Origin of the sequence: Bartonella bilalgolemi, from assembly GCF_023500045.1 — a bacterium.
Lineage (GTDB): Bacteria > Pseudomonadota > Alphaproteobacteria > Rhizobiales > Rhizobiaceae > Bartonella > Bartonella bilalgolemii.
In genome coordinates this window covers 175,774-189,254 of the sequence record NZ_JAMCOF010000001.1, presented here as the reverse complement: position 1 = coordinate 189,254, position 13,481 = coordinate 175,774, and the positions used below count along the sequence as shown (strand labels likewise).

Here is a 13,481-nt window from a genome sequence, read left to right as displayed (position 1 = left end):
CTTATCAAAGTACTCATGAAAAAGTGGTCCCTAATAAAATAATAAGATAGCAATACAGCAACTTTTTTGACATCAATTAAAGAGGAGGAAAACAATGTCTGAAAAAATTTATCCCGTACCAATGCATCTCAAAAAAACAGCTTTCATTGATTATGAAGTCTACCAACAACAATACCAAGAAAGCATTAACAATCCAGAAGCTTTCTGGGCAAAACACGGTCAACGTATTGAATGGTTTAAACCCTATACAAAGGCAAAAAACGCTTCATTTAATGACTCTGTATCGATTAAATGGTATGAAGATGGAATTACAAATGTGGCCTATAATTGCATTGATCGTCATTTAAAAAATCGTGGTGATCAAATCGCACTCATTTGGGAAAGCGATGATCCCAATATTGATCAAAAAATAACTTATAACGCCCTTTATGAAAAAGTCTGTCGTTTTGCAAACATTTTAAAAAAATATGGAATTAAAAAAGGGGATAGAGTCACCATCTACCTCCCAATGATTCCTGAAGCAGCTTACGCTATGCTCGCATGTGCTCGTATTGGAGCTATTCATTCAGTTATCTTTGCTGGTTTTTCTGCTGAAGCTATTGCAGGACGTCTCATTGATTGTGAATCAACTTTTATCATTACTGCTGATCAGGCTTTACGTGGAGGAAAGACAATTAATTTAAAAGAGAATATTGATCAAGCCATTCATATAGCAGCGCACCACAATGTGCATGTCAACCATGTTATGGTTATACAACGCACAAATGAAAAAATTAGCTGGGTTACAGAACGTGACTTCTGGTATCATGAAGAGGCCCTTCATGCTTCAACTGATTGCCTCCCCGAAAAAATGAATGCAGAAGATCCTCTTTTTATTCTATATACCTCAGGATCAACAGGAAAGCCAAAAGGTGTTCTGCATACAACAGGCGGATATCTTGTCTATGTATCGATGACACACCAATATGTTTTCGATTACCATCCCCATGAAATTTATTGGTGTACAGCTGACATTGGCTGGATCACTGGCCATTCTTATCTGGTGTATGGGCCTTTATGTAATGGTGCAACCACCTTAATGTTCGAAGGCACACCAACTTTCCCTAATAAAGGCAGATTCTGGGATATTGTCGATAAACACAAAGTCAATACACTCTACACTGCACCAACGGCCATTCGTACTTTAATGGGAGCAGGAGATTCATATGTCACACGCTCTCAAAGAACATCTCTACGCCTTTTAGGAACAGTAGGCGAACCGATCAATCCGGAAGCATGGGAATGGTTCTATCATACTGTCGGAAACAGCCATTGTCCCATTATTGATACATGGTGGCAAACAGAAACAGGAGGACATATAATCACTCCTCTTCCCGGAGTTACAACACTCAAACCGGGATCGGTTACACATCCATTTTTTGGCATCCATTTACAAATCATTGATGCTCAAGGAAATGTTTTGGAAGGAGAAGCAGAAGGAAATCTTTGTATTGCTGATTCATGGCCTGGTCAAATGCGTACCCTTTATAATGATCATAAGCGCTTTATCCAAACATATTTTTCCACATATAAAGGAAAATATTTTACAGGCGATGGTTGTAAACGTGATAGCGATGGCTATTATTGGATTACAGGACGAATTGATGATATACTTAATGTTTCCGGTCATAGGCTAGGAACTGCTGAGCTTGAATCAGCCCTTGTTTCACATCCTTCTGTTTCAGAAGCGGCTATTGTAGGATATCCTCACTCTATTAAAGGACAAGGAATTTATAGTTTTGTAACTTTAATGGAAGGAATAACATCAAGTGAAAAGTTACACCAAAGTCTTATTCAACATGTAAGAAAAGAAATTGGAGCTATTGCGACAGTAGATAAACTTCAATTTACTGCCCAATTGCCCAAAACACGATCAGGAAAAATTATGAGACGTGTTTTGCGAAAAATTGCCGAAAATAATCTTGATGCCCTAGGAGATATTTCAACTCTTGCCGAGCCACAAGTCATCGATGACCTTATTGCCAATCGGCAAAATATAGAAAATAATTGAGATTATTCAATAGAACAATAATACTGAAAAAAAAAGTAAAAATATTATGTATTTAAGAGAGAATTTTTATCATATTCACTCCCAAAATAGAAGTGGTACTTAAAAGTGATTCGTTTTGAAAATGTTGGTTTGCGCTATGGAATGGGACCTGAAGTCCTCCACGATATCAGCTTTCACATTCCCGAAGGATCGTTCCAATTTATAACTGGAGCTTCTGGATCAGGAAAAACATCATTGATGCGTCTTATGTTTCTCGCAATCAAACCAACTCGTGGTCACATTGATTTATTTAGAAATGATACAGCATTACTTAAACGACAAGAACTTCCTGCTTTACGACGACGTATTGGGGTTGTTTTTCAAGATTTTCGACTGCTTGATCATATGACAACTTATGAAAATGTTTCTTTGCCTTTACGCATCAAGGGCCAAGAAGAAGCAACCTATCGCAGTGAAGTAGAAGATCTTTTGCGATGGGTTGGTCTTGGAAATTATATTCACGTTTTACCACCCGTACTCTCAGGTGGAGAAAAACAAAGAGTAGCAATTGCACGTGCTCTTATTGATCAACCCGAAATTCTTCTCGCAGATGAGCCTACAGGAAACGTTGATCCATCTTTAGCATCGCGTTTACTTCGTTTATTTATTGAATTAAATCGTTTTGGCACAGCTGTCATCATTGCCACCCACGATATCTCATTGATGGAGCAAGTTGCAGCGCGGCGTCTAATTCTTCACCAGGGACGGATGACAATTTATGAATAAATCTTCGCTCATGTTCTACATTCCAAAACGCATTTTTACAGTTAATCAAGAAAAAAGAACGCCTATTATTCCGAGTAATAATATCTCTGGGCAAGCATTAGTTGCAGTCATTGCTATCATGACATTCCTTTCAAGCTTAACATTAATCAGCGTTGATCTAGTACAACACGCTGCAAATAATTGGAGCAGCGAAATTAGCTATGAAGCAACAATTCAAATTCGTCCAATTGAAAATGTTGATATTGAAAAAGCTCTCTCTGATGCTGTTAAATTGGTGAAAACATTTCAAGGTGTACAAAACGCCAAAATTATTGATCAAATAGCCACTGAAAAATTACTTGAACCATGGCTTGGAACAGGTATATCCTTCAAAGAATTTCCCATTCCCCGACTCATCATTGTCACTTTGAAAGAAAATGAAAAAGCTGACTTTCAAGCAATCAGTCACGCTATTAAAACACAAATTCCAGGTGGTCAATTTGATGATCACAGCTTTTGGGTAAAGCGATTTATCACTATGGCACAAACAACCGTTTTTATTGGTTTTACAATTCTAGCCCTCATTCTTGGCTCACTGATCCTTACAATTATTTTTGCTACACGTAACGCACTAGCAGAAAATAGGCATATCATTAATGTCTTATATTTTCTCGGTACTGAAACCGTTTTCATTGCCCAACAGTTTGATTGGCATTTTTTTAAAACTGCATTCCGCGGTGCATTGTACGGCGGTGTGATAAGTACACTGCTCTTTAATGCTTTTATCCTTTGGACAAATTACAATTTAGGGTTAGAAAAAACGCGTCAAATTACCGCTTTATTTGGACACTTTTCCATTAGTTTCAGCACCTATGGAAAAATTCTCATTCTTATTTTTTGTGTCGCTATCGTCACGACGCTAACCAATCGAACTACTATTCTAGCACAACTTAAAAAAATCGATCAATGCGAAAACGGCCTATTCTAATTTTATGACCCAAAACACCCCTGATTCCAATTTTGCCCATGATAGGCAGCAAAACTCTCTTCTTGAGCACAAAATAAGTGTTACGAAAAAGCGTAAACGATTTTTTTACTATTTGCCACCAACAGTCCTCTTTATTTTGATCATCATTCTAATTTTTTGTTTTACTTTTGTTGCTTTTACTGAAAAAGTTGGGCAACTTATCCCTCCGCATCCCTTACCGAAAGTCGATGCAATTATTGTCCTTACAGGAGGGAAAAACAGAATAGAAACAGGATTAGAGCTTTTACAAAAAAAGCTTGGTTCGCGGCTATTAATCAGCGGAGTAAACACAACAACACATCCTCATAAACTGGTCCGTATAATGAATATCAATCCTCGACTCTTTTCTTGTTGTGTTGATATTGATCATCAAGCAGTCAACACTCAAGGGAATGCTAAAGAAAGTGCTCATTGGATCAACAAGCATCGCTATAAAACACTTTATATCGTTACTCATGATTATCATATGATCCGTTCTTTACTTGAGTTTAAATATTTAATGCCTAACGTCAATTTTATTGCCTATCCTATAAAACAAGATGTTGCGGATAGCTGGATAAAACAAGCCAATCAAATACGTCTTCTTGCCCTTGAATATGTCAAAAATATTAGTGTAAAAATAAGAATAATACTGTCTTCTTTGTAAAAAAATTTCAAATGTCTTTTGACTTTAGACAATTAATCTTTTTTCCATATTCCCCTGAATCATAGATATTGTTAACTCTTAACATCCCAAAAACTACTCAATAATCTGATCTTTCATTCTGAACGATATCGCCCTTTAGTCTCACAATCACGAAAAGAGACATCATCCTTTTGAATAAGGATTCTTAATCACGTGCAAGAGCAACAACAGGATCAAGGCGTGAAGCTTTTCGTGCTGGAAAAAAACCAAAACACACCCCAATAAAAGCTGCAAAAAGAACAGTCATTATGATTGAACGAACAGTATAAATCAATTGTATAGGAGAATTCCCCAATATAAATAAACCTCCAATGGCAAGTCCAAAGAGAACCCCTAAACTTCCACCAATCACACAAACCAAAATCGATTCAATTAAAAATTGTTGCAAAATATCACTCTGGCGTGCACCAATCGCCATACGTACTCCAATTTCATTAATCCGCTCAGAAACAGTGACTAACATAATATTCATCACTCCAATTCCGCCTACAATGAGCGAAATTGCCGCAATCGAAGTCACTAAAAGCGATAAAATTTCTGTACTATTCATAATTTTTGCACGAAACAATTCTGAATTTCTAATAAAAAAATCTTCTTGTCCATGCCGCATAATTAACAAACGCCGAATCATAGTTTCTGCCAATTGCGAATCGACATTATCAGCAACTTTAAGAATAATAGAACGAACATCTGTCCTACCAAGAAAGCGCATTTGCACCGCCGTATAAGGCAAATAAATCTGTATTGTATCTGATACGCCTCCGTTGTTTTGCGAATCCACAACACCAATAATACGAGCTGGCACATTACCCACACGCACAATTTTTCCAATGGGATCTTCTTGACTATGAGGAAAAAGAACAGAAAGTGCCTCTTTTTCTATTATCAAATCAACGGCTCGATCACGCACACTTGATTGATCAAATAACCTTCCTTTAATTACTTTTAGCCCTTGTATTTGAAAAAATTGTTCTCCTACACCAACAACAACAGCCTTTGTTTCAATTGCATTATAATACACCATCGAACTTACTGAAATCTGAGAAGTAACACCAGCAACATAAGGTAATTCAGATAGTGCTTCCGCATCTGCCTCCACTAAACTGGTTATTTTGCCTGACTGTGGATCAGAAAAGCTTTTACCTGGCATAATTGTTAATGTATTGACCCCTAAACTATTTAAATTTTCAAGAATCTTTTTCTGGGTACCATTTCCCAAAGCAATCATCGCAACAACTGAAGCAATACCGATAATTACCCCAAGCATTGTTAAAAAAGTTCTCATTCGATGGGCATTCATAGCCAATAAAGCCATAACAAACGCTTCACAAAAACGTCCTATAAAAGCACGGAAAATTCCCAACTGTTGAGTGCTTTTTAGATTATCTTCTTTGTGAAGAAATTTTTCCTTACTGTTTATTTTTTTAATTTTTGAAACGTTATCAGAAATAATCTCTCCATCACTGATTTCAATAATACGATCTGCCCTTTCGGCCACCTGCATATCATGAGTTACAATGATAATAGTCCTTCCCTCTTGATGAAGCTCATCTAAAATATGCAAAACTTCTTGACCACTTTTTTTGTCTAAAGCACCGGTTGGTTCATCTGCAAGAATAATATCAGCATCATTCATTAAAGCACGAGCAATTGAAACACGTTGCTGCTGCCCCCCCGAAAGCTGATTGGGATAATGTCCCATTCGATCACGCATCCCTAAACGTGTTAAAAGACTCTGTGCACGTTGTTTTCTTATTTCTACTGAACAGCCTGCATAAATAGCTGGAATTTCAACATTTCCGAGAGCTGTTAATTCTTTGAGCAAATGATAACGCTGGAAAATAAAACCAAAATGATTGCGTCGCAAAGCTGACAAATCATCTGCTGAAAGCAAAGCTGTTTCTTTACCAGAAATCCAATAACGCCCTGAACTTTGTCGATCAAGGCACCCTAAAATATTCATTAACGTAGATTTTCCTGAACCTGACGCTCCTACAATTGCCACCATCTCACCACGCTTAATGGTTAAATTGATGTTTTTTAAAACAGGGATCAATGTCTCACCTGCACGAAATTCACGAACTACATCTTCCAATACAAGAACAGTATCCTTCGATTCTGTTATCATGTTTTAAACCCTGTTTTCACTTTGTAAATTAGAAGATACTAGTAACCCATCTTGTGCACCAACCACCACCACATCACCCTCATTGAGCCCAGAAACAATCTCAGCCATTACTTTATTATTAAGTCCGACGGTTACTTGTTTTGCAATAACTTTGTCTCGACCAACCAAAAGCTGCACCCATGCTTTATGCTCTTTCGTCTCATTGCGTAAAGCATCACTTGGAACCAACAATACATTTCGAGCACGTCCTAATATAATATGCACTTGAGCTGTCATATAAGTGCGCAAAAAACGATCGTTATTGTTAACATGGATAAGCCCATTGTAATAGATAGCCGATGACGCTAAAGAACTCGATCCTGACATGTTAGGATTAATACTAATATCGCTACGAATATCTTCAGGAGCAGGTTCTAGTGCCTCTAATGATCCCTCATAACGGCGCTGTACATCTCCTAAAATTGTGAAATAAAGATCTTGTCCAGGATGAACTTTTAAAATATCTGCTTCTGAAATTTGCGCTTTAATTGTCATTTTTGACAAATCGCCTAAAATAACAATTGTTGGTGCTGACTGAGTTGCATTAATATTTTGTCCTTCTTCGACGACGGTTGCTAAAACTGTTCCTGAAGAAGGCGCTGTTATCCGCGTATAGCTTAAATTCACTTCTGCACTTTTCACATCAATTTGTGCTTGTACAATTTGTTCCTGAAGTTGAGCAATTTGAGCTTCACGTATTTTGACTTGAGTCACTGCATCATCAAAATTAGCACGTGAAACTGCTCGTGCTGCAATCATTTTATTTTGACGTGCTAAGTTTTGTTTAGCCAAAATGAGATAAGCTTCATGCTCTTTTAAACTCGCATAATAATAAGATAAAACTGCTTTTTTTCGTTTCAGATCATTTTCCTGATCCGTAGGATCAATTTCTGCTATAAGATCTCCTTCTTCTACAACATCTCCAGCTGAAACACGAACAGAAACCACACGCCCTGTTGCACGCGCGCCAACAGCCACCAATCGATAAGGACGTACAATTCCAGAAGCTAAAACCGTTTCTTCAATATCACCACGCGTAACCACTGCTGTCATATAATTTGGTGTATTTTTGCTCCCAAATAAGACAAAGAGCATCTTAAAGACAAAGATGATAAACACCACACTGCAAAATAAAAAAAGCTTTTTGCGTTTTATAGTTGAATATTTCTCCATAAAATATTTCATCATCGTTTCACCCTTACATGTGAACTGGTAATCTTCTCAACGACTTCTGGAAAAGAAACATCAACTACACCATCCCATCCCCCCCCTAATGCCTTCATCAAAGCAATATAATGCTTAGCTAGAATGATATGACTATCACTCAATGACATTTGTGAAGAATAATAAGAGCGATAAGCATTGAGTAATTCAAGAAAGCTGGTATTACCACTTTCAAAAAGGCCTTGCGAAAGTTGCAATGAATGTGAATAAGCTGCATTTGCAGCCAACAATTTTTTTAAACGCTGTTGTTCTTTATACAACCGCACCAATGCATTCTCTACTTCTTCTAAAGCTCCTAACACTGCCGCTCGATAAGCAATAAAAGCCTGATCACGCTGAGCACGTCCTACAGCAATAGAGGCAACTACCTGCCCTCCATTAAAAAAAGGAAAGCGAAAATTTGGTCCAAAGGACCAACCAATCGTTGAACCTTTTGCTAATTGACCAATGGATTCTGCTGTTGTAGAAATATTACCCGTTAAGCTTAATGAAGGATAACGTTCTGCTTCACGTTGACCAACTCGCGCTGTCGCTTGAGCATATTGACGCTCGGCACGTCGTAAATCTGGACGTGTTAACAAAATATCAGCAGGAATTCCCACAGAGATTGGCCATTTTGGCTTTGGAATCTGCTTCTTTTCAGCGCTTTTTTGCAAAAAATCCTGCAATGCTACAGGTACACGCCCAGTTAAAACGGAAAGACGATGAATACTCATCGATAAATTCACTTCCATCTGTATGATATCTGCCTCTGTATTGATCATTTGCGCTTGTGCATTTGAATTATCCAGCTCAGAGATATCACCGGCTTCCAATTTAGCCTTTATTAATTGGGCTGTTTTTCGCTGCAACGCAGCAATGGAGTGTGCAATCGACAGTTTTTTTTGCCAACCACGCATTTCAACATAATTCGTTGCAATATCCCCTAAAAGAGTAACCATTGTAGCCCGCAGATCCTCCACAGTCGCATCAAGACCATAACGTGCTGCTTCAACTGCTCTTTTATGTCCTCCAAAAAGATCAAGCTCCCAGCTTGCATCAAAACCACCACGATATTGTCTCAAAGAAGTATCCGACTGGCTAGAACTATGATTGCCCACAATTGAACTTGAAACACTTGGTAAAAGATGTCCAATCACCTGCCCTAAACTAGCCCGTGCTTCACGAACCCGTGCTTTAGCAACAGCAATACTGTTATTTGCAGCAATTGCATCATTAATTAACTCATCTAAAACCGGGTCATTAAAATTTCGCCACCAGCCCGCAAGTGCAACCGGATGTTCAGAAATTTGCGCAGAAGAATGTTGCCCCCAAATTGCTGGAACAGAAAAAGATGTTTTACGATAATCAGGGCCGACAACACACCCTGGCAGAACAAAAAAAAACAGAAAAAAAGGATACAAAAGTCCTTTTAATAAAACCTGTTTTACACTATTGGTCTCCATTCATTCCTCTGCATTTTCCGAAAATCAAGTCATTAGATTTCTTCATTCAATGCTTATTTTAAATTGCCTGAAAAATCAAATAAAGTTTGTACTGGAACATGATCTGAAGGCTGAGGCCATCCCCGTGCATCACGAAAAATTGAAAGTTCTTTAACGAAAGGCACTAAATTTGGTGAAGACCAGATATGATCAAGCCGCCGACCGCGATCAGCCAATGCCCAATCGCGTGCACGATAACTCCACCACGTATAAAGCTTGGTAGGAATTGGAAATTTCATCCGCATCAAATCAACCCATCCACCTTCACAACATAAAGCTTGTAAACGCTCTGTCTCAATCGGCGTATGGCTAACAACCTTCAATAATTGCTTATGAGACCAAACATCCTCTGGCAAAGGAGCAATATTAAGATCACCCAACAAAAGAGACGCTAAACCATCTCCCTGATCCGAACAAATAGAAGACATTTCTTCTAAAAAATCGAGTTTATAACGAAATTTTTCATTCTTGTTTACATCAGGTTCATCACCACCAGCAGGAACATAAAAATTATGAATCCGAATTCTTCTCCCATGAAGTTCAATAACAACTGAAAGGTGACGACAATCCTCCTTTTGACAAAAGAAACGCTTTTCAATACTGACAAAAGGCAAACGAGAAATAATCGCTACGCCATGATAAGATTTTTGACCGCTCAATGCGATATGCTGATAACCTGCCGCTTCAAAAAACTGACGTGGAAATAAATCGTCTGGACATTTTATTTCTTGTAAGCATAACATATCCACAGAAAAAATATCCAAATACTGAAGAACCTGAGAAAGGCGGAGACGAATAGAATTAATATTCCAAGTAGCAATATGAAAAAGCATTAATTGTTATTCCGATTTCGTAACAGTATTTTTATAAGGAGTTACGAACATTTCATCAGAAAATCTAACGTTTGTACGCACATTCATGATTTGAACAGTCGTTTCTAAATTTTGTTGATCAAGAATTGCCCATTGCCGCAACGCATAACTTTGAGCATCAAAGATTATCTTTATCTGTCCTTTTCCAATCGTTTTATCCTGTAAAATAATCATGATTGTTTTCGGATCTTCTCGAAATGCTAACAAATTGCTTGACGATAAATTAATCGTATTACCTAATAAAAATTTCATTGGTGTTTGAGACAGGTGATAAAAACTCCATGTATTTAAAGCACGATTATTAATTCCTACAGATTTACCATCTGCGATAATCTGCAACGGCACTCCTTTATAACTAAAACGAATTTTCCCTGGACGCTCTAAATAAAATGTTCCTTTAGTTATTTTTCCCTTTGGACTAAATTGAATAAAATCACCTGTCATTGTTTTGATAGCTACAAAATGATTAATAATATTCTGAGCCCGAGCTAACTGTTTCGCTGACTGCGAAAAAACAGGACTACTCAACAGAAAAAATAACAAAATAATACTAACTATTCTTCTCAACAAAAAAAAATAACCCCTCATACACAATGCTCCTCATATGCTTACTATACTCTATTGATTTTTACATAGGCAATAGATGACAAGAACTTTCTAAAATATGCTTTAAAAACTTTATTTAAATGGTTCTTCTGTAGCAGGAACCAAAATTTCTCGTTTTCCCGCATGATTAGCTGGGCTAATAATTCCTTCTTCTTCCATCCGCTCAATTAATGAAGCAGCACGATTATAGCCAATACTCAAACGACGCTGAATATAAGAAGTTGAAGCTTTACGATCACGCAGAACCACCATAACAGCCTTTCTATAAGGCTCATCTCCTAAGGAAGAAACAGATGAAACATCACTTTCATGATCTGAAACTTCTTGTGTAATAGCCTCTAAATAATCAGGCCTTGCTTGTTCTTTCAGGTGTGCAACAACCTGTTCAACTTCATCATCTGCTACAAAAGGCCCATGAATACGTTGAATACGTCCCCCTCCCATCATGAAAAGCATGTCCCCTTGCCCTAATAATTGTTCAGCTCCTTGTTCTCCCAAAATTGTCCGACTATCAATTTTTGAACTTACAGCAAAAGAAATGCGTGTAGGGAAATTAGCTTTAATTGTTCCTGTAATAACATCAACCGAGGGACGTTGTGTTGCCATAATAACATGAATACCAGCAGCACGTGCCATTTGTGCTAAACGTTGAACAGCTCCTTCAATTTCCTTACCAGCAACCATCATGAGATCTGCCATTTCATCAATAATAACAACAATATAAGGTAAAGGATTTAAATCGAGGGTTTCTGTTTCATACAACGGTTCGCCAGTCTTGTGATCAAATCCGATTTGAACCGTCCGTGTTAACACTTCACCCTGTTTTTGTGCTTCTTTTAAGCGAGCATTAAATCCATCAATATTGCGAACATTAACTTTTGACATTTTGGTGTAGCGCTCTTCCATTTCACGTACAGCCCATTTAAGAGCAATGACTGCTTTTTTAGGATCTGTCACCACAGGCGTCAATAAATGAGGAATACCATCATAAATCGAAAGCTCGAGCATTTTAGGATCGACCATGATTAATCGACATTGCTCAGGTGTTAAACGATAAAGAAGGGACAAAATCATTGTATTAATAGCAACAGATTTACCTGCTCCTGTCGTACCTGCCACTAAAAGATGAGGCATTTTCGTTAAATCTGCAACAACTGCTTCACCCCCTATTGTTTTACCCAATGCAAGACCTAATTTTGCTTCAGTATCAAAAAATTCCCGCGCCTGTAAAATTTCCCGCAAATAAACTATTTCACGAGATGCGTTAGGCAATTCTATTCCAATAACATTACGTCCTGGAACTACAGCAACACGTGCTGAAATAGAACGCATAGAGCGAGCGATATCATCTGCTAACCCAATAATACGAGAAGATTTAATACCAGCAGCCGGCTCAAATTCATACAAAGTTACAACTGGACCAGGACGTGCATCAATAATCTCTCCCTTAACCCCAAAATCTAATAAAATATTTTTAAGTTCCTGAGAATTGGCTTTTAAAGTAGCAGGAGAAAGTCGCATATTTTTTACTGTTGATGAAGGAATAGCAAGATAATCTAACAGCGGAAAGGTAAAACGATACTTTGAACGCGCTTTTGAAGTTTTTAAAACGGAGTTCTCAGAAGCAGAAACAGCTTTATTTTGGAACTCCTGAAAATTTGTTTTTTCATTAAAAAAAACCGGCTCAATTCGATTAAATGAATTTTCCGTTTTTCTAAACCAACTCATGAACGAAAAAAAACGCTCAAAACGAGCTTGTAAAAAATAAAGAAAATGCAAAACTGCTCCAAAAGCTGTAGAGAAAAAACCGCTATGGACTTCATTATTAGAATACTCTTCATTTTCTAATGTTTCAAAAATTGGATCCACACGCACTGGACCGCTTTCATTTTTAACGGTCTGACGTCGCCATACTACATTGCCAGAAAAAATAGCCATTACAAAACTAACAAACGCTAAAGCAACACCCCACAACACGCTCTCTACCGGCGAAGAAAAAGAAAATAAAAATAAAGAAACAACATTTAAAATTTTATCTCCCCAAACACCCCCAAGACCAATCGGCAATGGCCAATTTGTAAAAGATGCAAAAGGGGTCATTAAAGCAAACGCAATTGTAAACCAAATTATTGAAACCAACCATAAAAAAAGGCGAAAAACAAAATTATGGATGCTTTTTTGTGCAAGTAACAAAAGTGACCAAAATAATGGAGGCAACAAAATACCAAGACTTGCCAAACCAAAAAGTTGCATAGCAAGATCTGAAAAAACCGCACCAGGCCACCCCATAAGATTTGTGATCTCATTATTATTAGCATAAGTCAATGATGGATCTGCAAAATTCCATGTTGCTAAAGCTAAGATACAAAAAATCAAAAGCCCTAGAAGGCTAAGCCCAATCAAAACCCCTATTTGTTGTAAAAATATTTCAATAAAATGCGAATTTCGATATTCTGGCTTTTTTGGCAAATCATAAAGAGAAGAACCCTGATGCATTCATCAATCCCGAACGTAAAACTCTTAACGCAAGAGTTATATCTAAAATTTGTAACATAAAAAATATTAATACAGTTTAAACCTATATAAATACAACAATTTCTCTTTAAGACTGCACAAAAAGTG

Annotated in this window: 10 protein-coding genes; 4 read left to right on the top strand and 6 right to left on the bottom strand. The window is 37.4% G+C overall.

Translation table 11 applies throughout. The features are described from left to right. Positions 1–94: 94 nt before the first annotated feature. From acs to M4Z11_RS00735, 4 genes are all read left to right on the top strand, one after another. Positions 95–2,050 carry an acetate--CoA ligase gene (acs, locus tag M4Z11_RS00750; protein ID WP_249674458.1) on the top strand — a complete coding sequence of 652 codons (1,956 nt, stop codon included), beginning with the start codon at positions 95–97 and terminating at the stop codon, positions 2,048–2,050. A gap of 105 nt (positions 2,051–2,155) precedes the next feature. Next, positions 2,156–2,815: a cell division ATP-binding protein FtsE gene (ftsE, locus tag M4Z11_RS00745; protein WP_249674456.1), complete on the top strand. Its 660-nt coding sequence runs from the start codon at positions 2,156–2,158 to the stop codon at positions 2,813–2,815. Continuing rightward, entirely contained in the window at positions 2,808–3,782 is a 975-nt protein-coding gene (locus M4Z11_RS00740; RefSeq protein WP_249674454.1) for a cell division protein FtsX, read from the top strand. The genes ftsE and M4Z11_RS00740 overlap by 8 nt, the downstream gene beginning before the upstream one ends. Before the next feature lie 4 nt (positions 3,783–3,786). Next, complete coding sequence (locus M4Z11_RS00735; RefSeq protein WP_249674452.1) at positions 3,787–4,467, top strand: YdcF family protein; 681 nt, start codon at positions 3,787–3,789, stop codon at positions 4,465–4,467. Between the two features lie 184 nt (positions 4,468–4,651). Here the strand turns inward: M4Z11_RS00735 and M4Z11_RS00730 are convergent, their stop codons facing one another. The 6 genes from M4Z11_RS00730 to M4Z11_RS00705 all read right to left on the bottom strand — a co-directional run bounded on the left by M4Z11_RS00730 (position 4,652) and on the right by M4Z11_RS00705 (position 13,355). Next, positions 4,652–6,634 (bottom strand): MacB family efflux pump subunit, encoded by a 1,983-nt coding sequence (locus M4Z11_RS00730; protein WP_249674449.1) that lies wholly within the window; start codon positions 6,632–6,634, stop codon positions 4,652–4,654. A gap of 3 nt (positions 6,635–6,637) precedes the next feature. After that, a complete protein-coding gene (locus M4Z11_RS00725; RefSeq protein WP_249674447.1) occupies positions 6,638–7,861 on the bottom strand; it encodes an efflux RND transporter periplasmic adaptor subunit in 1,224 nt (407 codons plus the stop codon). Then, positions 7,858–9,342, bottom strand: a complete 1,485-nt coding sequence (locus M4Z11_RS00720; RefSeq protein ID WP_249674445.1) for an efflux transporter outer membrane subunit — start codon at positions 9,340–9,342, stop codon at positions 7,858–7,860. Before M4Z11_RS00720 ends, M4Z11_RS00725 begins: the two co-directional genes overlap by 4 nt. Positions 9,343–9,395: 53 nt before the next feature. Next, complete coding sequence (locus M4Z11_RS00715; RefSeq protein WP_249674443.1) at positions 9,396–10,214, bottom strand: exodeoxyribonuclease III; 819 nt, start codon at positions 10,212–10,214, stop codon at positions 9,396–9,398. 6 nt (positions 10,215–10,220) lie between these two features. Next, entirely contained in the window at positions 10,221–10,841 is a 621-nt protein-coding gene (locus tag M4Z11_RS00710) for a LolA family protein (protein WP_249674440.1), read from the bottom strand. Between the two features lie 90 nt (positions 10,842–10,931). After that, positions 10,932–13,355 carry an FtsK/SpoIIIE family DNA translocase gene (locus M4Z11_RS00705; protein ID WP_249674438.1) on the bottom strand — a complete coding sequence of 808 codons (2,424 nt, stop codon included), beginning with the start codon at positions 13,353–13,355 and terminating at the stop codon, positions 10,932–10,934. Between the last annotated feature and the right edge of the window lie 126 nt (positions 13,356–13,481).